Source organism: Candidatus Zixiibacteriota bacterium, from assembly GCA_020853795.1.
In the GTDB taxonomy this organism is placed as follows: Bacteria; Zixibacteria; MSB-5A5; order CAIYYT01; family CAIYYT01; genus JADJGC01.
This window is the reverse complement of the sequence record JADYYF010000011.1, coordinates 1-24,683: the sequence shown is the minus strand read 5'-3', so window position 1 is coordinate 24,683 and position 24,683 is coordinate 1. Positions and strand designations below refer to the sequence as shown.

Sequence of the window (24,683 nt, the reverse complement as noted above, 5' to 3'; positions counted from 1 at the left end):
CCGCCGACTGTCTCGAAGAGCAGCGCAACGTCCGCAGCGGTCGCCTGCCCGAACATCCCGGTCGACGTCTTGACGAAATCGACGCCGCAATCGGCGGCAATCGTGGCAGCAGCGACTTTTTCGTCGTGATCAAGTAAGGTACACTCAAGAATAACCTTGAGTATCGTATTGCGCGATAATGCTTTACGAACTCCAGTGACGTCTTTTCCGAACAGCGCCCAATCGCCCGACTTGATCGCACCGACATTGGCCACCATGTCGATTTCCTCGGCGCCGTGGTTCTCGCCTTCCTGCGCTTCAAAGACCTTGACCTCGGTCGTCGTCGCGCCCAGCGGGAATCCGGCCACCGAACCCACGTGCACTCCGGAGCCCTTTAGCAGACGGGCGCAGAGCGCGGTGTAGGCGGGGTTGACAAAGACGGCCTTGTAATGCAACTCGGCCGCCTCGCGGCAAAGCTTCTCAATGTCGGCGGCTGTGACTTCGGTCTTGAGCAGGGCGGCGTCGATGCACCCGGCCAGGTCGATGTCGCTGCGAATGCGGCCGCGAAATTCATCGCGTTGGTTCGATTCACCCATCGCTTGGGAGTCCTCCAATTCCTCTTCAATGTTATGATTTTCCGGCGGCGAGAGTATCACTTTTTTGCGCGTCGGGACGCGAAGACGAAGGGCGCTGGATAAAGCTGCTTCAGCGATGTTCGCTTGATCTTTCCGGCCCCATTGACCAGCACAATCGGCAGGTCGTCGCAGAATTCCGACAGCACCTGCAGGCAGGCGCCGCACGGCGTGACGAAGTGGTCGGTGTCGGCGGCAATCGCCAAACGCTTGAACTTGTGTTCGCGGTTGGCCACGGCGGACACCACGGCCGTGCGTTCGGCGCAGATCGTCAGACCGTAGGACCGGTTCTCGATATTGGTCCCGGTGTAGAGGAACTTGCTTGTTTCCAGTGCGGCGCCGACGCGAAAATGAGAGTAGGGAGAATAGGAATTCCGCAGCATCGCGCGCGCGGCGGCAGCTAGCTCGGCTTCAGTCAAAGTCAACTTCGGCATCATTCTCTCCTCTACTTCTTGAATGCGGTATAGAACACCCGGTGTGCATTGCGCAACGTGCGTTCGGGGTTTTGTGGCTGTGCGCTGATCTTCCCAAATCCGGCGCGGCGCAGCAGCATCATGATCTCTCTGTGGGGATATCCGCGCTCATGAAACGTCTCCTTGAACTTGTCAACCTGGCCGTCCGGCGTGCGTACGAAACCGTGAATCGTGATTGCAGCCAACCGCGTACTGCGGTCGTATTCGCCTTTCATCATCACGGCATGCTGGCCCTGCCGCGTGAAGAGCAGGGCGTCCCAGCAGTTCAGGCCGATCGCCGTGTTGACGTCGAACATGAAGAACCCGCCGGAGCGAACGTGAGCGGCCGCCCGGGTAATAAAGGCCGCAAAGCTTCGGGGATCGACAATGTGATTCGCCGCATCGAAGAAGCAGCCGACGGCGTCGAATTGCCGCCGCAAGTTGAAACGGGTCATGTCGCCATGGACGATCGTCGGCTTGCGCGCTCCGCGGTAGAGCCGCAGCCGGTGCGCCGCCATCTTCAGCATCTCCTTCGATTTGTCGAGCCCGACAACCTCGAGACCGAGATCGGCGACGCTGCAGGCGAGCATCGCTGTCCCACAAGCCAAATCAAGGTAGCTCTCGGCTTTGCTCTCGATTAGTACCGGTTTGAGGCGTGGGTAAGCAACGTCGTGAAATTCATCCCAGCCCAGCAAGTCATAGTACTTCGCAATCGACTTGTACATCATAAGAAGATTGGCAATTCACGGCAATCGCGCAAGCGTGTTGTCGCCTGCTATCGGGGCCCCACCGCCTGCGCAACGTCCCGACGATCGAGAAATTGCGGTGGGTCGGACATTCCTGTCCGACGCTTTTTTATGTGATTCCAGTGGGCTAGACATACTCGTTGCGGCATGCCTTCCCACTTGCTCTCAGAGATTGCAAACTACCTGGATTCCCGCCTCCGTGGGAATGACAACCGCTCCCCTCTCCCTCTGGAAGAGGGGCCGGGGGCGAGGGTGCGCTTCGATCGTCTCGCGAGGGAATGTGACCCGTCGCTCAGACGCTACTTCAGTAGCGACCGATACCGACTGCGGTCCTTGATCAGCTCAACGGCCTGCAAGACCACGGGGTCTTCCTTCGTGATGATTTGTTCGTAAACGCCCGTTTCGCCGAATCTGGCGTGGAGGATTTCGCGGCGCAAAGTGCTGCGGATGTAGTCGCGCGCACTGTCAAAATCATGCTGCTTCTCGCGCTCGATCGCCTTCTGCAGCGACAGCAGATCCTTGGCGAGCGCCGCCGACTTGCGCTCAGCCTCCGCGGTCGCCTCCAGCTCCGCCACCAAGTGCTCGAGATTCGTCTGATAGCGGAAATTCCGGGAATCAACGAAGCGGCGGAATTCCTCAATCAACTGGTCGCTCACGGCAAAGTCGCGTGGTGTTTGCGGATGGTCGGCGACGTACTGAACGGCAAACTGGAAGAAGAGATTTTCGCGCGTCAGGTTGAATTCGATCGGATTGAGTTGCTCGCTCGCCGATTCGACGTCGGGCGAAATTCCGCCGCCGCCGTACACTTTGCGACCGTTTTCCGTATTGTACAGCTTGCGGTCGCCCTTATCGGCGACAACATTGCCGTTGCCGTTCTTGTAGGCGCGTTCCGGCTTTTGAATCGAGCGGCCGGAGGGGATGTAATATTTCGAGGTCGTGAGCTTAAGCGCGTGGTCGCTGTTGGGCCACTCGATGACGTTCTGCACCAGCCCCTTGCCGTAGGTGGTGTGGCCGAGGATCACGCCGCGATCCCAGTCCTGCAGACTACCGGCCACGATCTCGGATGCCGACGCTGTGCCCGAATCGACCAGCACCACGAGATCGCCGGTCGGAAACAGCGGCTCCGCCGGCGTCTCATAACGCCGCATCGTCGCGACCGACTTTCCCTGGGTGTAGACAACCAGACGATCCTTTGGCAGGAAGATATTAGCCGTGGCGATGGCCTGATCGAGCAAGCCGCCGCCATTGGCCCGCAGGTCAAGAATCAGCGACTTACAACCTTGGCTCTGCAATGACGATACCGCGGCGCGCATCTCCCGCTCGGTACCTTCGCCGAACTTGGCAATGCGTACATAACCGATCGTGCCGTCGATCATGCCGGCGTAGCGTACCGGGTGTACTTCGATTACGGCCCGCTCAACCCAGTAGTCCATCGGGAACTCGAACCCCGGACGCCGGATCGTCAGCTTGACCTTGGAACCAGCCTTGCCGCGCACCAGTCGATTGATCTCGGCGTTGTTGAGATTGGCCGTCGGTGTATCGTCGATCCGAATGATCTTGTCGCCGGGGCGGAAGCCGAGGCGCGCGGCGGGCGTGCCGTCGAGCGGCGCAATCACTGTTACTTCGCCATCCCGGACGTCGATATCGATGCCGATGCCTTCATACTTGCCGGAAGTGCTCTCCTTGAGCGATTCGTGATCCTCGGCAGTCAGTAGAATGCTGTACGGATCCAGATTGTTGAGCATGCCGTCCGCGGCGTCGGTGAAGATCTGATCGATGTTGATTTCTTCCATGTAGCCGTCACGGAGTGCCAGCGCCATGTCGGCGAGCAGCTTGCTCCAATATGCGATTGAGCGCTCACCGCGCGGTTTCGTCTTGACGGCACTTTGGCCCAACAGTAGGGCGGGAGCGGCGAGTAGCAGCGCCAGCGTTGCCAATAATCCAATTCGTCGACCCAAGTAATTCACCTCCATGTGTATTACTGTCGAAATTATGAGTTAAAGGTTCAGTGTCAATTGTGAGTATTTGCCCGCAGCCAATGAAAACGGACGGCCGTTGTCACGGCCGTCCGTCCGGAATTACCTTCAAATCGCCCTGCTGCGGCTTAACCCTGGTCCTTCTTGGCCACCGGCTTCAGCAGCGTACCGTACTTGGCCTTGTCCTTCAGCAGCTCCAGCGCCTGCTTGACGTGCGGGTCTTCCTTGAGGGTGATCTCCTCGTAGATGCCTTTCTCGCCATACTCCTTGCGCAGGATTTCGCGCTTGATCGACTGCTTGATATACGGCAGCGATTCGTCGAAGTCCTTGGCCTTCTCCTGCTCGATTAACCGCTTCATCTCGTTGACGTCGGCGGCGAAGAGGTTTTCTTTCTTCATCTCGCGCGCCGTCTCCTCGAATTTCTCCAGATCCAGCTCGAGCGCCGTCTTGTAGTCAAAGCCCTTATCCTTGATGTATTTACGAAACGCTTCAACCATGTCGCTGCTGACTTCGAAGTTCTTCGGCAGATTCTTCTGCGTCGTGGTGTAGTCGATCGCGAACTCGAAGAACATGTTCTTACGCACGAGATTGTACTCGATCGGCTTCCAGGTTTCGTCCTCTACGACCACATCCGGCACCACGCCGCCGCCACCATAAACCTTGCGGCCGCCGGCGGTCTGGAACACTTCTCGGCCGGCGTCATCCTCTTTGTTCTTCTCTTCGAGCGTCATGTCCTCGTCCGCTTCCGGCTGCCAGTTCTTCTTGGCGCGTTCCGGTTTCTGGATACAACGCCCGGAGGGGATGTAATACTTGGCGGTCGTCAGCTTCAACGCCGCCTCACCGTCCTGCCCGCCGAAAATCTGCTGTACCAGACCCTTGCCAAACGTCGTATTGCCGACAATCACGCCGCGATCCCAATCCTGCAAAGCACCCGAAACGATTTCGGACGCGGAAGCTGTGCCGCCATTGACCAGCACGACTAAATCGCCGTCCGGGAAGATGGGTTCATTCTGCGAGAAGTACTTGCGCTGCGAGGTCGGGTATTTACCCTGCGTGTAAACCACCAGCTTGTCCTTCGGCAGGAAGAGATTGGCGACGCTGATCGCCTGGTCGAGCAAGCCACCGCCGTTGGAGCGCAGGTCGAACACCAGCGATTTCATCCCCATATTGTTCTTCATGTCATTGATGGCACTGACCAGCTCGTCGGTGGTCGATTCCGAAAACTTGTCGATCCGGACGTAACCGATACCGGGCTGGATCATGCCGTAGTAGCGCACTGAGTGCAGTTCGATGACCGCGCGCTCAACGTCAAATTCGAGCGGATACTCGATGCCGGGGCGCTGGATGGTCAACTTCACTTTTGAACCTGCCGGTCCGCGCATCAAATTGGCGGCCTCGTCCGTCTTCATCCCGTCCGTCGACACCGTGTCGATCTTGAGAATTTGGTCGCCGGCGCGGAAGCCCATCCGCCAGGCGGGCGTACCCTCCATCGGCGCCACGATGGTGACGCGATTGTCCCGCAGATCGATCTGCATTCCGACACCCTCGTACTTGCCGTGGGTATTCTCCATCAGCGATTCATACGACTTCGGCTTCAACACCACACTGTAGGGGTCAAGATTCGAAAGCATCCCCTCAATCCCGGCGTCAATCAGACTCTCCGGATCGACATCTTCCATGTAACGCGAATGAATCTTGTACGCAATGTCGGCCATCATCTTGGTGTAGTAAGCGATGGAATGCCGCTGCGAGGGAGCTGCCTCCGAAGGCGGCGCCGTGCCGGGATTGGCCTGGGCGTACATGCTGTTGCCGTAGACGACGTTCTGCAAGGTCGACTGGGCGGCGTCGCCCGATCCGACAATCCAGATGACGCTGATGGCCACAATCGCGAGCATGAGGGCATAAAGCCTAATGCGCAACTCAGTCTTCATGGGCTGATCCTCCGGGGTGTATTCGCATTACATATCTCCAGTGCGGTAATATTCTTCGTGGTGAAGAACCGTGCACATTCTGCACACGGTCTGCTATCTTCTTCAACTACAACGCTTATACACTACCTTTTGTTTCATGGTTCGGACGGAATCCGAATCGTGACAAAAAGTAGCGTCGCGGCCGGGTTTTCGGTTTCGGCCACTATTCCAGACATTTAGTGTGTCAAAATCGTGCCGAAAGCTCCCCAATCTGATCCAGCGCACTAAGTTCCTGAAACTGCATAGCTTAAATCCCGTACGCAACTATAACGATTTACCGGCACAGGCAGCATCAGCAGCATAGATGACATGACTTGCAGGTTTAATCCAATATATTGCACGGTTTCGGACTACAGGAACGACACCGGCGCGCGACCGTACTATGACGTATCGACCGGATCGCATGCGCCGCTTACAGGGAAAATACAGACTCCTTTCATACGAGGTACCTTATGGATCCACGCACAATCAAGCTGGCACAGGTGATGGTCGATTACTCGCTCACGATTCGCCCCGGCGACTACTTCATGATTCGCGGCTCGTTTGCTTCGATGCCCCTGATCAAGGAGGTCTATCGCCTGGCCCTCAAGCGCGGCGCGCGACCGGTCGTTCGGTTCACTAGCGAGACGCTCTCGGAAGTCTTCCTCAAGGAAGCCAGCGACGAGCAACTCGTCTATCAGCACCCGCTTGATCTCGAAGAAGTCCGGCAGATCAACGCCTATCTGCACGTCTGGTGCTCGGAAAATACGAAATTCTTGACCGGTGTCGACCCGCAACGGCAGGCCAAGGCGCAGTCCGCGCGCAAGGAATACCAGCAGATCTTCTTCAACCGCGTTGCCGACGGTTCGCTGCGCTGGTGCGGCACGCTCTTTCCGGCGCCGGCGGATGCCCAGGAGGCGTCCAAATCGCTGGCCGACTACGAGGACTTCGTCTATTCGGCCGGCTACTGCGATACCGATGATCCCATCAGCCACTGGAAAAACGTCTCCGTCAAACAGGCCACGATTTGTGAGCGGCTGAACCGGCTGTCGGAAATCCATGTCAAGAGCGCCGACACCGACCTGAAAATGAAAGTGGCTGGCCGCAAGTGGATCAACTGCGACGGCAAAGAGAATTTCCCCGACGGGGAAGTCTTCACCTCGCCTCTGGAGGACTCGACCAACGGCGTCATCACCTATACCTATCCGGCGTGCTACGTGGGCCGCGAAGTGGAAAACGTGCGGCTGCACTTCAAAGACGGCGTGGTGACAAAATTCAGCGCCGACAAGAATGTCGAGTTCCTGCAACGGATGCTGGAAATGGATGAGGGCGCCAAACGGGTGGGCGAGTTCGCCATCGGCACCAATTACCACATCCAGACCTTCTCCAAGAACATCCTGTTCGACGAAAAGATCGGCGGCACTTGCCACCTGGCCGTGGGCAACGCCATCTACGAAGCGGGCGGAGTCAACAAATCGGCGCTCCACTGGGACATGGTCTGCGATCTCCGCAATGGCGGCGAAATCTACGGCGACGGGGAAGTCATCTACCGCGACGGTAAATTCGTCCCCGGCTTCGGCGATTAGCACTTAATTCGATTGTAGTTCCGACTACAGTCGGAACTAACGCTCCGCGGGAATTGCCAAGTGTTATGGGTCGAGACCACCAAAGCCGGTGCGCTAACCGTACCACAGTCGCTTGAGTGGTTTCGACCTGGCGCCTGAGATCTGCCTCCGCCGAAAACATTTGCTAATCCCGTACAGACATCATTTACTCACTCGCGGACTATGGCGAAGATTCAACTGACCCGCCCGATCGTGGTGACCTTTCAGCCGCTGAAGCGACTGGCGCCGGAAAAAATCGTCGTGTTCAGCTTTGCAGCCTTCATCTTCCTGATGACGCTGGTGCTGATGCTGCCCCAATGCTCTACAAGAGGACCAATCGGCTTCATCGACGCGCTCTTCATGATCACCTCGGCAACCTGCGTAACGGGGCTGGCACCAATCGATCCGGGCACCCACCTGACCACCTTCGGCCAGATCGTCCTGCTGATCTCGATCCAATTGGGCGGGATCGGTATCATGACGTTTTCAACCTTTCTGCTTTACATCTTCGCCGGGCGCTTGTCCCTCCGCGACTCGACCTTGCTTTCGCAGACCTTCGGCTCGACGCGCAGCACCAGCCCTCGCGGCCTCCTCTGGACGGTGATCGGGATCAGCCTGATGATCGAGACGATCGGTGCGCTGCTCTTGTATTCGCGCTTTGAACGCGACCTGCCCATGAACGAGGCGATCTGGTTCTCGGTGTTCCACAGCATTTCCGCTTTCTGCAATGCGGGCTTCTCGTTGTTCCCCGATAATCTTGAACGCTACCTCGGCAACGGCACCGTGAATTTCACCATCATGGGACTGATCATCCTCGGCGGCATCGGCTTCATCGCCTTCCTGGAGCTGTTTCAGTTCCTGCGCTCGCGGAGTCGGCTGTTCTTGGAAAAGATGAAACTGGTCCGCGGTTCGAGTTACTGGCGCGAAGCGCCGTACCGCTTTTCCGTGCACTCCCGCATCGTGATCCGTACCTCGCTGATCCTGATCCTGGTGGGCGCGGTGCTGATTGGGCTGTTGGAGTACAACAACGTTCAAGCCGGGATGAGCTGGATCGAGCGAATCTACAGCTCGCTCTTCCAATCTGTGACGCCACGTACGGCAGGATTCAACACCCTCAACATCGGCGCGATGTCCGGAGCGACGCTGTTCGTGATTATGCTCCTGATGTTTATCGGCGCCTCCCCCGGCTCCTGCGGCGGCGGCATCAAAACCTCAACCTTTGCCGTGCTGATGGGGATTGTCCGCAGCCGGCTGCGGCGACAGGAACACGTAATCTTCTTCGAGCGCCGGGTCAGCCCGTTCGTGCAGTCCGAAGCCGTGACCTTTACGATCCTGGCGACGATGATCGTGATCGCGGGCGCATTATTGCTGCAGATTTTCGAGACCGGCGGTGTCGGGCATCGCGCTTCGGGAGAGAAATTCGTCGAACTGCTGTTTGAAGCGATTTCCGCCTTTGGGACGGTCGGCCTCTCCACCGGCGTTACGCCGAAACTGGCGCCACTGAGCAAGCTGACGCTCGTGCTCCTGATGTTTGTCGGCCGGGTCGGACCGCTGACCTTGGCGCTCGCAATCAGCCGCAGTCGCCCGGCCAGCCGGATTACCTACCCCGAAGGGCGGGTTGTCATCGGCTGACGGCAGCGAGATTATGGTTGCATAGCTCCATAGAAGTTGATTGGTTGTATGACGGTGAAGGTATGGCAAAACGCTCATTTGCAGTAATCGGACTCTCCAGCTTCGGCTATTATCTGGCCCTGGATTTGGCCAAAAACGGCCACGATGTGATCGTGATCGATAACGATCCGGAGAAGATCGAGGATGTCAAGGACTACGTCACTAAAGCGGTGGAGGGAGATGCCTCCGATCGCAAAACCCTACAAGAACTGGAGATCACGCACTGCGACGTGGTCGTCGTCAGCCTGGGTACCTCTGTCGATGTCTCGATTCTCGCTACGCTCTACCTGAAGGAAATGGGGGTCAAGCATATCATGGTCAAGGCGATTTCTGAGGATCAGGGCCGGATCGTCGACTTGATCGGCGCCGACTCCGTCGTGTTTCCGGAACGCGATACGGCGCTGCGTGTGTCGAATCAACTGCGTTTCCCAAATGTGATCGAGCAAATCGAAATCGGCGAGGGTCTGCAACTGGTCGAACTCGCCGTGCCCGACCGGTTCGTCGGCAAAACGCTGGCCGATCTCAATATCCGCCACAACTACAACGTGCTGGTGGTTCTGATCCGGCAGACTATGCCTGCGCGCACAACGTTGCTGCCCGACGGCAGCCGTGTATTCCAGCCGGACGAAGTCCTGGTACTTCTCGGGGAAGCCAACGCCCTCGAGAAACTGCAACAGGAACTTCGTTAGTATCCGCGAATCCCGAAAACACCCCGATCGCGCGAAGTCAAGCGAAATCCGCCGCCTCTGCATTTGTGCTTTCGTCGCGCAAATGCTCGACTTACCTTGGCACTGTGAAAACGCGATTTCCATGGAGGTGAATTGATGCGCAAGTATTGGATTCTGATGCTGACCGTAGCCGCACTGGCCCCGGCCGCGGTTGCGGGAGTCAATGTCGACTCGCTCATCGCCCTGCGCTGGCAGAAAGCGATGGTTTTTGACCTGCAGTTGGCGCAGACAGCCTATTCCGATTCCTGGACCGGCGGCGAAGCCGGTACCTTCGCCTGGGTGAGCAATCTCAATGCGAAAGCGGAACGGCGCTTCAGTCAAAAGTTCAATCTCAAATCGACGCTGAAACTGGCGTTCGGCCAGACGACCACGCAGGATGAAGAAACCAAGCAGTGGAGCAAGCCGAAGAAGTCGACCGATCTCATCGACTGGGAAAACGTCGCGACGTTCCCGCTCAATCTGGCGGTCGACCCGTACCTGGCAGTGCGGCTGGAAAGCCAGTTCCTCGATGCTTCGTATCAACCGAAGAAGCGCTATGTCAACCCGCTCAAACTGACCTACTCCGCCGGTGTGGCGCGAACGCTCTACAAGAAGGACAAGGATGAGGTCGGCAGCCGCGTCGGTCTGGCGCTGCGTCAGTTGTTCAAAAACGTGATTACCGACACCGCCAGTCTGGCGACGACCGACTCCACCCTGACCGACGGCGGTCTGGAATGGGTGACTGACGCCCAACTTACGCTGAGCCAGCGGATCAAGTATGTCGGCAAGCTGAGTCTTTACAAGGCGCTCTTCTCATCGAATTCGGACGAGGTTGAAGGCACCGAACTCGAGAACTACTGGAAGGCGATTGACGCCAATTTCGAAAACACGGTCAAAATTAGCGTCAGCAAGTTGATTTCGGTCTTCCTGTACAATCAGTTCCTGTACGACAAGGAGATCAGCAAGAAGGGTCGTGTAAAGCAGACACTTGGTGTCGGCTTTACCTATACCCTGTGGTAGAACCGCGAAAAAATATTGCATCGTTTGTCGAGTTTGACGATCCAATGATTGGAAAGGACGATGTGACCTCATGCTGATCATTACCGACACCGCGCGCGATTCGCTCCACCGAATCCTGGCTTCCGAACACGCCTCCGGAAAGTCCCTGGTTCTCTACCTGCAAGGCGCCGGCTGAAGTGGTCCCCAGATGGGGATGGCTCTGGAAGAGTCAACGGACGGCCTCGAGCGGCTGGAGTCAAACGGAATCGGCGCCTATATCGACTCCGGTCTGTATGGGATGCTCAGTCAGCGGGGCAATATCTATATCGACTTCATTACCGATCGCTACGGCGGCGAGGGCTTCTCGATCGCCGTCAAACGCACGCCCGACGAAAAAAGCGCCTGCTGCTAAAACAGCGGGCGCTTCACTTCACGCCTTCTGTTGATCCATCTCGCTGATCCGCTTGGCACCTTCTACTATCGGCGGAATCCCCCGGGCGATGCAGACAATCGCCGTCACGATCGCGGCAATATAGCCGACCAGATAGCTGGTACTGATGAAGCGCTCGGTGAGAAAAGGGAGTTCGTGCCATAGTCGGTCACAAGCAGAAATCAATAGCAGCCAACTGAAGGTGAAGGCTTTCAAGATCGCATACCCGGTGCGCATGATTGGCGAGCCGGTCAGAAAACGGCCGAGCGCGGAGCGCATCATCGTCGTCTCGCCAAAGGCCGTGAAGCCGAACTTGAGCAGATAATTGCGAATTGAGTCGGTCAGGATCGCCCGCGACGTCACCGCGATCGGTATCCAGACCGGCACCAGTTCCAGATCGGCGAGCACAATCCAGAGCACCGTCTCGATAATGCGGTCGCCGGCGATATCGAGCACGCTGCCCAGCTGTGTCGACTCGTGCAACCGTCGCGCCAGATACCCGTCCAGCCAGTCGCCGACGATAACGACAATGGCCAGCAACGCCGCCAGCAAGCGTGCCCAGAGATTGCTGTCGTAAACGAGAAACACGAGCCAGAAGACCAATCCAATGCGCGCGATCGTCACGCGGTTGGCCCAGGAGGAGAGAGTTGACATGTAGTCCACTCCTTTCAGTATGAGCGAGTATGACGCGATCAGCATATATCCCTCAACCGGAATAGCCAACCAGTTCTCAGCAAGAGGACTTGTCAGAGTCCCTTCCTTGTGCTATCCTCTGCGCCATGAGACTGACAACGGCGAACGTCATCAAACTGCTTTTCCTGATTCTGGGCTTCTACGCGCTCTGGTCGCGTCTCTGGGCCTGCGAGGACGCCTACATCACCTTCCGCTACATCGAAAATTGGGTAAACGGCAATGGGCTGGTCTACAACGTCGGCGACAAAGTCGAGGGCTTCACGCATCCGCTTTGGCTGTTTTTAGTCGCCCTCCCGACGTTTTTGGGCGCCAACGTCCGCGCCAGCGCGTTGATCCTGAGCCTGCTAATATCAATCATCGCGCTGGCGGTGATCTTGTGGCGCGATCGCGGTGAAGACAACGCGCCGCTGGTGTTTCCATTGGCGGCCCTGCTGCTGTTATCCCACACCGGCTATCGCGACTTTTCCGCAAGTGGGCTGGAATTTCCGCTGGTCGTCCTGCTGATGGCCTGGTTCTTCATCTCCTACAAGAACCACGACTTGCTCACTAAACCGTACCTGCATGGCGCTTTGCTGGCGCTCCTGTATCTGACCCGACCGGAACTGGCGCTCATGATTCCGGTATTCTTCGCGGTCTACATCGGCAAAGCGCTCTGGACGCAGCTCAAGCTTGGTGTGGAACCGGCGCGCGGGCAGTGGCTGGGGCTGGCGAAACTGGCCGTGCCGATCATCGGCATCGCCGGTGCCTACCATCTATTTCGCTGGGCCTACTACGGCGAGTTTTTTCCCAACACCTATTATGCCAAACAAGGATTGGGTGCCTACTGGTCGCAGGGGTGGATCTACTTCGAGCACTTCTGGCGCTACTCGCCCGTGCTCCTGATCGTCGTCGTGATCAGCGCAGCGCTGATCCTGCTTGCGAAACACGTGCGCCGGCTGTATCTCACGAGCCTGCCCCGGCTGGTGATGCTCCTGCAGATTGCCGTGCTTTCGATCTACGTCGTGCGGCTGGGCGGCGACTTCATGGCGTATCGCTTCCTCCTGCCGCCGATGCTGATCGGCGTGATTCTCCTCAATGACCTCCCTGATCGATTCTTACGCGGGCGCATCACGCAACTGTCCCTCGCCGGAGCCGGACTCGTGGCGGCGGCGCTGCTGGTGATTTATCCTCTGGGCGCTGAGAAACGATTGGGGTATATCGCCGACGAGCGGCAATACTATGATCTCTACCATCCTTCGTATCGAGCGCTTTTTGAAGACCCGGTGGATCATGTGTGGTACAAGATGGGCAGCGAGCTGCGCAAACTGCATGAGGTGACCAACTACCGCATCGTCCACGTGGCCGGCAACATCGGCTACATGGGTTACGCCGCCGGGCCGGGCGTGTATATCCTCGACGCCTTCGGATTGGTCGACCGCCAAACGGCGCGAGCCTGGGATCCGACCCGTAAACGTGACCGCCCCGGTCATGAAGACAAGCTGACACTCGATATGGCGATCGGCCGCGGCGCGACCTTCTGCGGGACGCCGTTCCCGGAATATGAGAAGGTATTGTCGACCTCATTTGGCTCGGTTATTACCCTCGATCCGAAATTTCTGCGCCATGTGCCGGATAAGATAGCGGCATTCAAGGAGTTGAAGCGCCGTTGTCTGGCCGGGGAGATTCACGACGGTACCTGCGAATTCCTGCAGGAATTGGAGAAACGCTACGGCGTGAATGTCGACAACTTGTAGCCAAAAATCGACAGAATCGGCTTGACTCTCTGCGTATAATAGTTAGAATTAGTTGCCTTCGGGGTGAGGTGAAATTCCTCGATCGGCGGTATAGCCCGCGAGTCCCGAAAACCAGGACAGAGCCGGTGAAATTCCGGCGCCGACGGTACAGTCCGGATGGAAGAAGGCCCGGATCGCATCAAAACATCAAACGGTGCGATCGGTTACTTGTATGCCGCGCGGGGACAGACTTTGTGTGTGGCATCAGTGACCTGCTTCAGACCCCGAAGGCGACTTCGGGATTTTTTTATGTCATCTGTCGAGTACATGCAACGGGCACTGGCGCTGGCGGAAAAAGGGCGGGGCGAGACACGCACCAATCCTTTGGTGGGTGCCGTGATCGTCAAGGACGGCCGAATCATCGCGGAAGGTTTCCATCGCGCGTTTGGGGCCGATCACGCCGAAGTGGACGCACTGCAGCGGGCCATCGAACCGGCGCAGGGCGCGGCGTTGTACGTCAATCTCGAACCGTGCGCCCATTTCGGCAAAACGCCGCCGTGTGTCGAGGCCATTCGGCAGGCGGGAATTGCGCGCGTGATCGCGGCGATGACCGACCCTAATCCGCAGGTAAACGGCGCCGGTATGCAGAAACTGCGAGAAGCGGGCATCGAAGTTACGCTCGGTGTCTGCGAAGAAGAAGCGCGCAGGCTGAACGCACCCTATCTGAAATATATCCGGACCGGGCTGCCCTTCGTTACGCTCAAGATTGCGCAAACCCTGGACGGCAAAATCGCCGACAACGCCGGCAATTCGAAATGGATCAGTTCGGAAGCCTCGCGGCGCCGCGTGCATGAGTTGCGCGTCCATCACGACGCCGTCCTCGTCGGCGCCAACACGGTGCGCCTTGACAATCCGGAACTGACATCCCACGGGCTCGGTCGCGATCCACTCCGGCTCGTCGTGGCAGGGCACGATGGCATCGGCGCGAACGCAAAGATTGTGGCAGGCGCTCTTGCCGAGCGAACGATACTGTGCACTCCGAAGTCCGGAAATGCGGCACAAGGTGAAACGCAAAATCTCTGGCAAATCCGCGGCGCCGACGGACAGGTCGATCTTCGCGAACTTCTGCTTCAGGCAGCTTCAAATGGCGTGGCCAGCATTCTGGTTGAGGGCGGTCAGAGTATCTTCAGCCAGTTTATCGAATCGAAGTTAGTGGACAAGTTCCTGATTGTTGTGGCGCCGAAACTGCTGGGCGACGGGCTCAACTCCGTCCAGTTTGTGACTGAGCGCAGCATCGCCGCCGCCCTGAATCTGGAAATTCTCAACATCTCGCTGCTTGACGGCGATGTATGGATCGAGGCGTTCCCGCGGGACTAAGTATGTTCACCGGAATCATCCTTGATGTCGGCACGATCCGGCAGAGCACACCGCACGGCGACAATCGCCGCTTCACGATCGCGACTGGACTGGCCGATCAGATCGCGATCGGCGATTCGGTGGCGATTTCCGGCGTCTGCCTGACAGCCGAGTCGGTGTCGCCTCGGCCGGGCGAGTTCACTGTCACGGCCGTCGCCGAGACTTTGAACAAGAGCAAGCTGGGTCAATCGACGGTCAGCGACCGCGTCAATCTGGAACTGGCACTGCGGCCAAGCGACCGGCTCGGTGGACATATCGTGCAAGGGCACGTCGATGCCCTCGGGCGCTGCCTTGCGATTACACCGGCCGCCGGCAGCTGGATCGCAGCGTTCTCCTTTCCAGCGGAATTCGCGGAACTCGTAGTCGAAAAAGGCTCAATTACGATCGACGGCGTTAGCCTGACCGTCTACGAAGTAACTCGCACCGGCTTCAAAGTCAGCATCATCCCGCACACCTGGCACGCGACAACCTTGGGCGATTTGCGACCCGGGAGCGCGGTGAATCTGGAATTCGATTTGATCGCGAAATTCATCCAGCGGCGGCGCGAACTCGGCGAGAGCGCGCTCACCGCAGAAAGGATGCGGCAATATGGCTATTGACCATCACTCTGATACAGGAGAATCTTGCATGCCCGACTTAACTCTGAAACAGGGCGAGCAACATCTGTTTGATTCGGTTGCGGAAGCGATCAATGAGATTCGCGCCGGCAAAATCATCATCGTGGTTGACGACGAGGATCGCGAGAACGAGGGTGACTTCGTCATGGCCGCGGATCGGGCGACGCCGGAGGCAATCAACTTCATGGTCACCCACGGGCGCGGGCTGTTGTGCGTAACCTTGACGCGACCGACGATCGAGCGGCTCAAACTGGCGCCGATGACCCACGAAAACACCGCGCTCCTCGGCACGCGTTTCACGGTCAGCGTCGACGCCCGGCGCGGCACCACCACCGGAATCTCGGCCTTCGACCGCGCCGAGACCATCCGCCAAATCATGGATGACCGCTGTCAGGCGGATGACCTGGCGCGGCCGGGGCACGTCTTTCCGATTGAGGCTCTGCCCGGCGGCGTGCTGGCGCGGGCGGGACACTCGGAGGCGTCGGTGGATCTGGCCCGGCTGGCGGGACTCAAGCCGGCCGGCGTGCTCTGCGAGATCATGGCCGCCGACGGCTCGATGGCGCGCGTCGACGAACTGCGCGCGCTTGCGGACAAGTTCAACCTCAAGCTAATCACGATAAAAGACCTGATCGCCTACCGCCACGTGCACGAAAATCTGGTGCACCGGGTCGTCGACGTTGATTTTCCGACGGAGCATGGTGAGTTTCGACTGCATCTCTATCGCTCCGACATCGATGACCACCACCATCTGGCGCTGGTCAAGGGCGACATTCGCGGCAAGGAGAACGTGCTCGTGCGGGTCCATTCGCAGTGCCTTACCGGCGATGTCTTCGGCTCCTGCCGCTGCGATTGCGGCGGGCAACTGCGTAGCGCGATGGAAATGATCAATCGCGAAGGTCAGGGCGTCCTGCTCTACATGCGTCAGGAGGGTCGCGGGATCGGCCTGGCCAACAAGATCCTCGCCTACAGCCTGCAAGACCAGGGCCGCGATACCGTTGAAGCGAACAACGATCTGGGATTCAAGGATGACCTGCGCGATTACGGGATCGGCGCGCAGATCTTGGCGGATTTGGGACTGTCGACGATCCGGCTGGTTACCAACAATCCACGCAAGATCATCGGTCTGGAGGGCTACGGGCTGAAGGTGACCGAGCGGATTTCCTCGGAAGTACCGCCGACCAAGCACAACCAGCGCTATCTCGAAACCAAACGCGACAAGCTGGGACACCTGTTGGGACTAATCAAGTGAGTGAGGTTATGGGAAAAGTCTACAAAGCGGAACTGAATGCCGGCGGACGCAAGTTCGCGCTGTGCATTGCGCGGTTCAATTCGCTCCTGACCGAGCGGTTGTTGGAAGGCGCAAAGGATTGTCTCGTGCGCCATGGCGCGGATGACAAAGCGATCGACGAGTATTGGGTGCCGGGGTCGTTTGAACTGCCGTACGTGGCGGCCAAACTGACAGCCGGGAAGAAATACGATGCGATCATCTGTCTGGGTGCCGTCATTCGTGGCGACACGCCGCATTTTGAGTATATCGCCGCCGAGGTCACCAAGGGCATCGCCGGCCTGTCGCTGCAAAGCGGCGTGCCGGTCATCTACGGTGTCATCACCTGCGATACCTTGGAGCAGGCGATCGAACGCGCCGGCACCAAGGGCGGTAACAAAGGCTGGGACGCGGCCCTGTCGGCCATTGAGATGGCGAACTTGTATGGGATGATCAAATAGCGATGGGGCAGCGCAAGAAAGCCCGGGAGCTGGTGCTGAAATGCCTCTACGCGTTTGAGTCGACCGGCGAACCGATCGATTCCGTCGTAGCTGGGCTAATCGCCGATTCGGATCTCAGCGACGAAAGCCGCCTCTACGCCGACCGGCTGTTCCGCATGGTAGTCGAGCTGACGCCGCAACTGGATCAACGGATTGAACGGTTCTCCGAAAACTGGCGGCTCGAGCGCATCGCCATGGTCGACAAAAATATCCTGCGGCTGTCCATTTGTGAAATGGTCAGCTTCCCGGATATCCCGGCCCGCGTTGCCGTCAATGAGGGAGTGGAATTGGCCAAGAAATACTCGTCGCGCGAATCCTCCAAGTTTGTCAACGGCATCCTCGATGCCGTCCTCAAGCATCTGGAGGAAGTGGAGTGGAGCAAAGAAAAGTAGCGTTCTGGGCCTTCACACGATACGCAAAAATGGGACGGTATCCGCAGTCCACTTTTCGGTTGGAAGCGGGGGGCGTTCTTCGTATATTCCGCGCCAAATTCCGTCAACCGTCGCAGCCCGTTGCTGGTATACCAGATGTTGTTGTGACACTGCGAATTATTGAGGAGGACTGATTGGCTGATACGGAGCAGAAACCGGGGTTAGACAAATATCAGAAGCTCAATCTTGGGCTGGGGCTGTTCGTCTTCTTCTTCACATTCCTGATCTATCTGATGACGGTGCAGCGGACGGTCTCGTTCTGGGACTGCGGCGAGTTTATCGCCTGCTCCTATATTCTCGGCGTGCCGCATCCACCCGGGGCGCCGCTGTTTGTCCTGATCGGTCGCATCTTCTCGCTGCTGCCGACAACCGCCGATATCGGTTTTCGTATCAACCTGGTCTCGGTGATCAGCAGCGCCTTCGCCGCCATGTTCGGCTACTTCATCATCGTCAAGCTGGTTAAAGACTGGTTCGCCGATAGCATCGACACACTCCGCCGGGTCGGCATGCATGCCGGCGCCGTGATCGGCGCGCTCCTGATGGCGTTTTCAACCACCAACTGGAGTTCCTCGGTCGAAGCGGAAGTGTACGGTATCTCGATGCTGATGATCACGCTGTTGATCTGGCTGACCTTGGTTTGGGCGGAAAAGCGGACAACGCCGGAAGCGTCGAAATACCTCGTGCTGATCTTCTTTATCGCGATCCTTTCGACCGCCGTGCACCTGACAACTTACCTGATCGTGCCCATGCTGATGCTGATGATGCTGCTGCTCGACGAACGGCTGCGCAGGAATTGGATGATCTGGGTGACTTTTGCGGTGTTGATCGTCCCGGTATCGTCGTTGGTCACCTTCATCTATGTCGGCGGTCTCTGGGCGGCGGTCTGCCTGATCATCTGGTCGCTGAAGAAAGACCGCAGTCAGGTTAATCTGCCCTTTGCCATCATGATGGCGGCCGGAGTGGCCTTTAGTTGCCAACTCTTCATTATGGTGCGCGCCGCCGAAAAACCGGCGATCAACGAAAATGCCCCCGACACTTGGAAAAAATTCGAAGACTTCCTCGAACGGAAACAATACGGGCAGATGTCGATGGTGGAACGAATGTTTACCCGCCGGGGTAGCTGGGCGAACCAGTTCGGCACCCACCCGCGCATGGGTTTCTGGGGATTCTTCCAGGACCAGTATGGCGTCGGCGGCGCCAAGTTCGTCTTCACGCTCTTCCCGCTGGGGCTGCTGGGAATGTTCGAAGTGGTGCTGCGGCGCTGGCGGAAGGGGGTGCCGGTCTTCCTGATGATCCTGGCTGCCACGGTCGGACTCGTCATCTATATGAATTTTGCCGACGGTACCCGACCCTTTGCCATCCCCGGGGATGAAGCCAATCTCGAAGTGCGCGATCGTGACTACTTCTGGCAGCCCGGCTTCATCCTCTTCGGCTTGGCGATCGGCATTGGCGTGGTCACGATCTGGGAAATTGTCTCCAATTGGACACGCAAGAAGGGCATGACCAAAGTCACCTACGCCTTGCTGCTCTTCCTGTTGCTTCCGGTTGTCGCCCTGCGGGCAAGCTACTTCGAAAACGACCGCTCGAAAAATCACATCCCCTACGACTACGCTTACAACCTGCTGATATCGGCGGACTCGAACGCTGTGGTGTTTACCAACGGCGACAACGACACCTTCCCCCTCTGGTGTTTGCAGGAAGTTTACGGCGTGCGCAAAGACGTCAAAATCGCCAACCTGTCGCTGCTTAACACCGACTGGTATATCAAGCAGCTCAAGAACGAAATGGGCGTGCCGATCAGCTTGACCGACGCCCAGATCGAAGCTCTCTATCCGGAGCGCACCGCCGACGGCAAGGTCCGCCGGATTCAGGACAAGATGATCGACAACATCATCCAGGCCAACGGCTGGCGCGTGCCCATCCACTTCGCGGTGACCGTATCGGAGGACAACCGTCTCTTCCGCGGCCAGTCGCTCGAAGAAAATCTCGAGCTGAAAGGAATGATGTATCGGCTCAAACGCGAGAAGCAGCCGAACATGATCGACCTGGCTGCTACGACCGACTTGTACATCAACCAATTCAAGTACCGCGGCGTCGCGGATTCCTCGATCTTCAAAGACGAAAACTCGGCACGCTTGACCAATAACTACGCCGCCGGCTTCCTCTACGCCGCCGACGAGCTGCGCAAACGCGGCGATCTGCCCGGCGCCGTGAAACTGGTGGAGAAGTCGATTGCCGTCGTGCCCGGCGAGTGGCGCAGCTATGTCTATCTGATGACCTTGTATGCCGACATGGATTCGCTCGACAAAGTCAACGAATTGCTTGCGCGCGCCCCCAAGGATATTCAGGCGAATGAGGTCTGGTTGCAGGTCGCGGCCGACTATCACCGCACCGGCAAAAAAGCCCAGGCCTACGCGCTGCTCAAGCAGAAGCTGGCGGAGCAACCGGACGACGATCGCTTTCATCGGCAGTTGTTGAACCTGTATTTCCGCGATTCGTTGTTCGACAGCATGGAGACTTCGTTGATAAGTTGGATTTCTACCCATCCGAGCGATAGCGAAGCGCAGCAAGCCTTGCGCGACGTGCGCGATATGCAGGCGGAACGCACCGGCGTGCGCCTGCGCGGAGTCGAAACGCCGGGCGGATCGAAGTAGCTGAACGTTTGAATCTTGCGAATTCTGGCTGTTAATTGGCAGGACCTGAGCAACCCGCTCGCTGGGGGCGCCGAGGTCCATCTCGAGGAAATCCTCCAGCGCGTCGTGCAATGGGGGCATCAGGTGACGCTGGCGTGCTCGGCCTACCCCCATGCCGCCCCGGAAGAATTGATCAACGGGATTCGCGTCGTCCGCGCCGGCAACCGCTACAACTTCAATTTCGTCGCGCCGCGGCTGGTCGGACGATTGCTCCAGCAGGAACGCCACGACGTTATCGTCGAAGACATCAATAAAATTCCGTTCTATCTCCCGCTGTACCACCGGCTGCCACATCTGGCGATCATCCCGCATCTGTTCGGCAAGAACATCTATCAGGAGGCCAACGCCCTCATCGCCAGCTATGTCTACCTCGCGGAGAAGCCGATTCCGCGCGTGTACCGGCACTCGCGCTTTCTCGCGATCAGCCAGTCGACGCGCGACGACCTGATCGCGCGGGGGATCGCCGCTGAAAACGTGGCGGTCGCCGAGTGCGGGGTCGACCACAGCGTCTACAAGCCCGATCCGGCGTCAAAACGGTTCGATCAACCTACAGTGATCTATCTCGGCCGATTGAAGAAATACAAGTCGGTTCAGCACCTGGTCGCGGCTTTGCCGTTGGTGCGCCATCACGTGCCGCATGCGCGCCTGGTGATCGTCGGCAGCGGCGATTATCAGCCCATGTTGCAGAAGCAGGCGCAGGAACTAGACCTGGGTAATGCCGTCGAGTTCACCGGCTACGTCTCACTGGAACAAAAATTGGAGTACTTGCGCCGCGCCCATATTTCCACTTATCCTTCTCCCAAGGAGGGATGGGGAATTACGAATATCGAAGCTAATGCTTGCGGCACGCCTGTCGTGGCAGCCAATGTCCCGGGACTGAAAGACTCCGTCAGTGACGGCCAGTCCGGGTTGCTTTATGACTACGGCAATATCGAACAACTTGCCGAGTGCCTGACCCGTCTGCTTCTGGATCAACCCCTGCATGAGCGCATGTGCAAGGGCGGGATCGAATGGGCGGCAAAGTTCACTTGGGAACGTTGCGCGCGCGACTCGTTTACCGAAATCGAGCGGGCGGCGGGAGTGCAACGTGGGTAAGAAACTACTGATTGTTTTCGGCATTCTCGTCGCGGCGTTCTTCCTCTACCTGTTTGTCCAGAAGATCGAGTGGGTTAAGGTGGTGGCCGCGATCCGGCAGGCCAACTACTGGTGGCTGCTGCCGAACATCGTCATGATCTTCGCCTCCATGGCACTGCGGGCGTGGCGCTGGGGCGTGATGGTAAATCCGCTCAAACGCTGCTCCTTCCGCGGGCTCTACGCGGCGACCATGATCGGCTTCATGGCCTCCAACATCCTGCCCGCGCGGCTGGGTGAATTGGCGCGGCCGCTCTCACTCGGTAAGATCGAGGATGTCTCGCGCTCCGCGGCCATGGCCACCACTCTGGTCGAACGCGTCTTCGACCTGCTGACACTGCTGGCCCTGTTTACGGTGATCATCCTCTTCAAAGAATTTCCGGCCTCGGTGGCGGAGGATCTGCGGCACCTCGAAGCCGCCGGTTGGGCCTTCCTCGCAGTGACGCTGGTCGCGGTCTTCGTCCTGACGATGCTGAAACTGCGCACTGATTTCACGCTGCGCATCCTCAATAAGCCCCTGAAGATTTTCCCGCCGCGGATTCAGGAAGTCGGCAGCGATATCCTGGCGAAATTCGCCTCCGGTCTGCAAGTGCTCTCTGATCCCAAGTCGGTAGCGATCATTTCGGCGCAGTCAGCCCTGCTCTGGGTAATCATGGCGCTGTCGAATTACTTCATCTTTCTGGCCTTCGACATGAGCTATCTGCCGATCGACGCCTCCTTCGTCGTTTTGGCCGTCGTCTCGGTCGGAATCATGTTGCCGAATGCACCCGGGTTCATCGGCCCGTACCAGTATCTCACTGTGCTGAGCCTGAGCCTCTACAATGTCCCCGCCGACAACGCCGCCGCCTGCAGTATCGTGATGTGGGCCACTCAGTATTTCACCATTACCCTGGCCGGCCTGTACCACCTCAAGAAAGAACACCTCTCCTTGCGCGAAGTCGAAAACCAGCCGGTGACCGACTGACAAAAAGCTGTCCCATTTGCCCCTCTCAACCCGTTGCGTCGGTTCTTGATTTCGCGCGCAGTATTTGGAATCTCAAGGCCAATGGCAGTATTCAGGGCGAATTTGTGAACCGACGCTTCCCGATTTTTGAGCAATCACGGATGATGCGACAGCCCCAACGACGTCGATCTCCAAAACAAAAACGGCCGGATCGACTCCGGCCGCTTCGCAATACTCTGTCCGGGTAACTAACCCGTAGCTCCCAAAATCACAAACAAGTAATACATCAAGAATACGGCATCGCCGATCGTGACGTGATCATCGCCGTCATAGTTGCCGTGCAGATAATCTTTGGGGGCGCTGCCGCCGAGGAAGATGTAGTTAATCATGTAGCTGATGTCGGCGATGTTAAATCGTCCATCCCCGTTCACGTCTCCGTAGACACCCCATGACGTGCTGATCTGAACGCCGCCATTGGTCGTGTTGATCGCGCGGATTTGCACCGGATCCCCCGGGACGATACAGCCCTCCAGCGTCCCGCCCAGGAACGGGTCGGTTCCCGTGATGTTGTTACCGTCGGGATCGTAAGCGAATCGACCATGAAATACCGTGTCTTGGACTACTGAAGTTAAAGTGTTACTTGAACAATCCAGCCAGTAGAACGCAACGTCGGCAAAAAAACCTGTCTCGTTCGTGTCGGCAGTAACCGCAAAGCGCAGCTTGGCCAGCTCCCCAATTGGAGAATAGCAGTCAGGCGCACCGGCGATGGCCGGATCGTCAGCCGTGCCCAAGATGTCGATCAACTGATAATCGCAGTTATTGCACGGCTGAACTGTGTAGTTGAAGCTGTCCCAACCGCAAAGGCCGGGCACGGCGCCTTGAGTAACGCCGAGCAGCGACAGCCGGTGGACGTCGAAACCAACAAGCAGGTGGAACTTGCCGAAAACCTCGCTGCCGGTGTTATTGACCAGCGAAATCTCGACATGGTCCCCCAAACGAGCGGAGGTGATCTTCTCAATGCCAAGTTCAAACGGCGCGAGCGGTGCGGCTTTCAGGGGAAGAGCGGCGACGAACAGGACCAAGAACGCCTGAGTCGCAATACGACGGATGATATCTGTCCGCATAATTCTCCGTGAAGTAGCAGTGTTCGGCTCGGGTATGTATTTACCCCGCGGAAATATACCTTGTTTGCCCATGCTGTAAAGCGCTTTTTTGCCGCTGCGCAAAGTTTAACCCAGTCAACGGCGATAATACGCCTCTTGAAGAAATATCGGTAAATGCTTTGAATTGTTTATGTTACGAAGTGGCGCCGGAGGCGGTCAGCTCATCCCTCCGGCCTCACCGTGCGGCGCCAACTCGCTCACCACATAAGGCATCTTGCCCGCCTTGGTAAATGGGGGTTTATCGAGCATTTCCAGCTCAATTTCAAAGTAGCCGCTCAGACCCTCGTGCGCCAGTTGCCTGAGTCGCTCCTGATCTCGACTGAGCTGAAAGAGAGTATTCGGAAGAAACCGGACTATAACCCTGTCGATTTCGCGCTGGTAGATCTGAATGAAATCAGCCGAACGAAAACCATTCCGCGCCAGATACGTCTCAAGATGACAATTAACGAATCCGTCGCGCGTCACCAGAACATCCTTGCCGCGACCGCCGACGATTTCCATTGTCGGGTGAGCGAGGTTGCATTGAGGGCACTTGCCCAGCGACCGACCGATGTCGCCGGTATCGTACCGGATCAACGGAACCGAATAATTCGCCAGCGCGGTGGTAATGATCGCGCCGGCGGCGCCCTCAGCCGCAGGCTTGCCGTCCGCGACAAATTCGGCGTAACCGAATTCGGAATTAATGTGATAGCTGCGACAGGGAAGTTGGGTTACCGCGAGGGTGTTCTCGCGGTTGCCGTAGTAATCGAAAACTTCGCCGCCGAAGTACTCCCGAAATTTCTGCAAGTGGTGCGGGTAGAGCTTCTCCGAGTAGCTGTAGATGATCGGCACCTTTATCGCTGGCAGCTCCGACTTCTCCGATTGCAGGCAGAACGAATACAGCGCCGACGGATGCCCGACAATCATGCGTGGCTTGTACGCCGCCGCCGCCTCATAAATATGTCGGAAATCCTGGGGATTCAGATGAAACGTATT

Annotated in this window: 22 protein-coding genes and 1 riboswitch; of the genes, 14 read left to right on the top strand and 8 right to left on the bottom strand. The window is 57.8% G+C overall.

Translation table 11 applies throughout. The annotated features are described in order from the left end of the window. The 5 genes from deoC to IT585_00995 all read right to left on the bottom strand — a co-directional run. Positions 1-575, bottom strand: a 575-nt coding sequence (gene deoC / locus IT585_01015; protein ID MCC6961810.1) for a deoxyribose-phosphate aldolase, incomplete at its 3' end; no start/stop codon positions are given. A gap of 56 nt (positions 576-631) precedes the next feature. Then, entirely contained in the window at positions 632-1,045 is a 414-nt protein-coding gene (cdd, locus tag IT585_01010) for a cytidine deaminase (GenBank protein MCC6961809.1), read from the bottom strand. A gap of 11 nt (positions 1,046-1,056) precedes the next feature. Next, positions 1,057-1,791 carry a class I SAM-dependent methyltransferase gene (locus tag IT585_01005; GenBank protein ID MCC6961808.1) on the bottom strand — a complete coding sequence of 245 codons (735 nt, stop codon included), beginning with the start codon at positions 1,789-1,791 and terminating at the stop codon, positions 1,057-1,059. A 317-nt stretch (positions 1,792-2,108) separates the two neighbouring features. Next, the gene (locus tag IT585_01000; GenBank protein ID MCC6961807.1) at positions 2,109-3,767 is read right to left on the bottom strand and encodes a S41 family peptidase; all 1,659 of its coding nucleotides are present in this window, start codon (positions 3,765-3,767) and stop codon (positions 2,109-2,111) included. A gap of 146 nt (positions 3,768-3,913) precedes the next feature. After that, positions 3,914-5,716 carry a PDZ domain-containing protein gene (locus tag IT585_00995; GenBank protein MCC6961806.1) on the bottom strand — a complete coding sequence of 601 codons (1,803 nt, stop codon included), beginning with the start codon at positions 5,714-5,716 and terminating at the stop codon, positions 3,914-3,916. Positions 5,717-6,207: 491 nt separating this feature from the next. On the opposite strand from IT585_00995, the gene IT585_00990 reads away from it, so the two are divergent. From IT585_00990 to IT585_00970, 5 genes are all read left to right on the top strand, one after another. Next, the gene (locus IT585_00990; GenBank protein ID MCC6961805.1) at positions 6,208-7,320 is read left to right on the top strand and encodes an aminopeptidase; all 1,113 of its coding nucleotides are present in this window, start codon (positions 6,208-6,210) and stop codon (positions 7,318-7,320) included. Positions 7,321-7,521: 201 nt separating this feature from the next. Then, a complete protein-coding gene (locus IT585_00985) occupies positions 7,522-8,970 on the top strand; it encodes a hypothetical protein (GenBank protein MCC6961804.1) in 1,449 nt (482 codons plus the stop codon). Between the two features lie 62 nt (positions 8,971-9,032). After that, positions 9,033-9,698: a TrkA family potassium uptake protein gene (locus IT585_00980; protein MCC6961803.1), complete on the top strand. Its 666-nt coding sequence runs from the start codon at positions 9,033-9,035 to the stop codon at positions 9,696-9,698. 135 nt (positions 9,699-9,833) lie between these two features. Continuing rightward, the gene (locus tag IT585_00975; GenBank protein ID MCC6961802.1) at positions 9,834-10,736 is read left to right on the top strand and encodes a DUF3078 domain-containing protein; all 903 of its coding nucleotides are present in this window, start codon (positions 9,834-9,836) and stop codon (positions 10,734-10,736) included. A gap of 193 nt (positions 10,737-10,929) precedes the next feature. Continuing rightward, positions 10,930-11,127, top strand: a complete 198-nt coding sequence (locus IT585_00970; GenBank protein ID MCC6961801.1) for a hypothetical protein — start codon at positions 10,930-10,932, stop codon at positions 11,125-11,127. Positions 11,128-11,145: 18 nt separating this feature from the next. Here the strand turns inward: IT585_00970 and IT585_00965 are convergent, their stop codons facing one another. Next, positions 11,146-11,799, bottom strand: a complete 654-nt coding sequence (locus tag IT585_00965) for a CDP-alcohol phosphatidyltransferase family protein (protein ID MCC6961800.1) — start codon at positions 11,797-11,799, stop codon at positions 11,146-11,148. Positions 11,800-11,924: 125 nt separating this feature from the next. Between IT585_00965 and IT585_00960 the strand changes: the two genes are divergently transcribed. From IT585_00960 to IT585_00920, 9 genes are all read left to right on the top strand, one after another. After that, on the top strand, positions 11,925-13,571 hold the full coding sequence (locus IT585_00960; GenBank protein MCC6961799.1) for a hypothetical protein: 1,647 nt from the start codon (positions 11,925-11,927) through the stop codon (positions 13,569-13,571). A gap of 50 nt (positions 13,572-13,621) precedes the next feature. Continuing rightward, a riboswitch (FMN riboswitch) is annotated at positions 13,622-13,743 on the top strand. Positions 13,744-13,859: 116 nt separating this feature from the next. Beyond that, on the top strand, positions 13,860-14,927 hold the full coding sequence (gene ribD / locus IT585_00955) for a bifunctional diaminohydroxyphosphoribosylaminopyrimidine deaminase/5-amino-6-(5-phosphoribosylamino)uracil reductase RibD (protein MCC6961798.1): 1,068 nt from the start codon (positions 13,860-13,862) through the stop codon (positions 14,925-14,927). 2 nt (positions 14,928-14,929) lie between these two features. Continuing rightward, positions 14,930-15,565 (top strand): riboflavin synthase, encoded by a 636-nt coding sequence (locus IT585_00950; GenBank protein MCC6961797.1) that lies wholly within the window; start codon positions 14,930-14,932, stop codon positions 15,563-15,565. 64 nt (positions 15,566-15,629) lie between these two features. Further along, positions 15,630-16,832, top strand: coding sequence for a bifunctional 3,4-dihydroxy-2-butanone-4-phosphate synthase/GTP cyclohydrolase II (locus tag IT585_00945; protein MCC6961796.1), 1,203 nt, complete (start codon positions 15,630-15,632; stop codon positions 16,830-16,832). Between the two features lie 8 nt (positions 16,833-16,840). Next, on the top strand, positions 16,841-17,308 hold the full coding sequence (locus IT585_00940) for a 6,7-dimethyl-8-ribityllumazine synthase (GenBank protein ID MCC6961795.1): 468 nt from the start codon (positions 16,841-16,843) through the stop codon (positions 17,306-17,308). Between the two features lie 2 nt (positions 17,309-17,310). Continuing rightward, positions 17,311-17,739, top strand: a complete 429-nt coding sequence (nusB, locus tag IT585_00935; protein ID MCC6961794.1) for a transcription antitermination factor NusB — start codon at positions 17,311-17,313, stop codon at positions 17,737-17,739. A 173-nt stretch (positions 17,740-17,912) separates the two neighbouring features. Further along, positions 17,913-20,432: a DUF2723 domain-containing protein gene (locus IT585_00930; protein MCC6961793.1), complete on the top strand. Its 2,520-nt coding sequence runs from the start codon at positions 17,913-17,915 to the stop codon at positions 20,430-20,432. 15 nt (positions 20,433-20,447) lie between these two features. Then, positions 20,448-21,566 carry a glycosyltransferase family 4 protein gene (locus tag IT585_00925; GenBank protein MCC6961792.1) on the top strand — a complete coding sequence of 373 codons (1,119 nt, stop codon included), beginning with the start codon at positions 20,448-20,450 and terminating at the stop codon, positions 21,564-21,566. After that, on the top strand, positions 21,559-22,566 hold the full coding sequence (locus tag IT585_00920; GenBank protein MCC6961791.1) for a flippase-like domain-containing protein: 1,008 nt from the start codon (positions 21,559-21,561) through the stop codon (positions 22,564-22,566). Before IT585_00925 ends, IT585_00920 begins: the two co-directional genes overlap by 8 nt. Before the next feature lie 227 nt (positions 22,567-22,793). Here IT585_00920 and IT585_00915 read toward each other — a convergent pair whose 3' ends face one another. Then, the gene (locus IT585_00915; GenBank protein ID MCC6961790.1) at positions 22,794-23,669 is read right to left on the bottom strand and encodes a dockerin type I repeat-containing protein; all 876 of its coding nucleotides are present in this window, start codon (positions 23,667-23,669) and stop codon (positions 22,794-22,796) included. A gap of 195 nt (positions 23,670-23,864) precedes the next feature. Beyond that, positions 23,865-24,683 (bottom strand): hypothetical protein (locus IT585_00910; protein MCC6961789.1); only part of this gene is annotated, 819 nt, incomplete at its 5' end.

Excerpts from the sequence above, each read along its gene's own strand:
- IT585_00995 (MCC6961806.1), bottom strand. The coding sequence starts at position 5,716 with ATGAAGACTGAGTTGCGCATTAGGCTTTATGCCCTCATGCTCGCGATT.
- IT585_01005 (MCC6961808.1), bottom strand. The coding sequence starts at position 1,791 with ATGATGTACAAGTCGATTGCGAAGTACTATGACTTGCTGGGCTGGGAT.
- cdd (MCC6961809.1), bottom strand. The coding sequence starts at position 1,045 with ATGCCGAAGTTGACTTTGACTGAAGCCGAGCTAGCTGCCGCCGCGCGC.
- IT585_00980 (MCC6961803.1), top strand. The coding sequence starts at position 9,033 with ATGGCAAAACGCTCATTTGCAGTAATCGGACTCTCCAGCTTCGGCTAT.
- IT585_00990 (MCC6961805.1), top strand. The coding sequence starts at position 6,208 with ATGGATCCACGCACAATCAAGCTGGCACAGGTGATGGTCGATTACTCG.
- IT585_00915 (MCC6961790.1), bottom strand. The coding sequence starts at position 23,669 with ATGCGGACAGATATCATCCGTCGTATTGCGACTCAGGCGTTCTTGGTC.
- IT585_00940 (MCC6961795.1), top strand. The coding sequence starts at position 16,841 with ATGGGAAAAGTCTACAAAGCGGAACTGAATGCCGGCGGACGCAAGTTC.
- IT585_00960 (MCC6961799.1), top strand. The coding sequence starts at position 11,925 with ATGAGACTGACAACGGCGAACGTCATCAAACTGCTTTTCCTGATTCTG.
- IT585_00970 (MCC6961801.1), top strand. The coding sequence starts at position 10,930 with ATGGCTCTGGAAGAGTCAACGGACGGCCTCGAGCGGCTGGAGTCAAAC.
- IT585_00950 (MCC6961797.1), top strand. The coding sequence starts at position 14,930 with ATGTTCACCGGAATCATCCTTGATGTCGGCACGATCCGGCAGAGCACA.
- IT585_00985 (MCC6961804.1), top strand. The coding sequence starts at position 7,522 with ATGGCGAAGATTCAACTGACCCGCCCGATCGTGGTGACCTTTCAGCCG.
- ribD (MCC6961798.1), top strand. The coding sequence starts at position 13,860 with ATGTCATCTGTCGAGTACATGCAACGGGCACTGGCGCTGGCGGAAAAA.
- nusB (MCC6961794.1), top strand. The coding sequence starts at position 17,311 with ATGGGGCAGCGCAAGAAAGCCCGGGAGCTGGTGCTGAAATGCCTCTAC.
- IT585_00975 (MCC6961802.1), top strand. The coding sequence starts at position 9,834 with ATGCGCAAGTATTGGATTCTGATGCTGACCGTAGCCGCACTGGCCCCG.
- IT585_00965 (MCC6961800.1), bottom strand. The coding sequence starts at position 11,799 with ATGTCAACTCTCTCCTCCTGGGCCAACCGCGTGACGATCGCGCGCATT.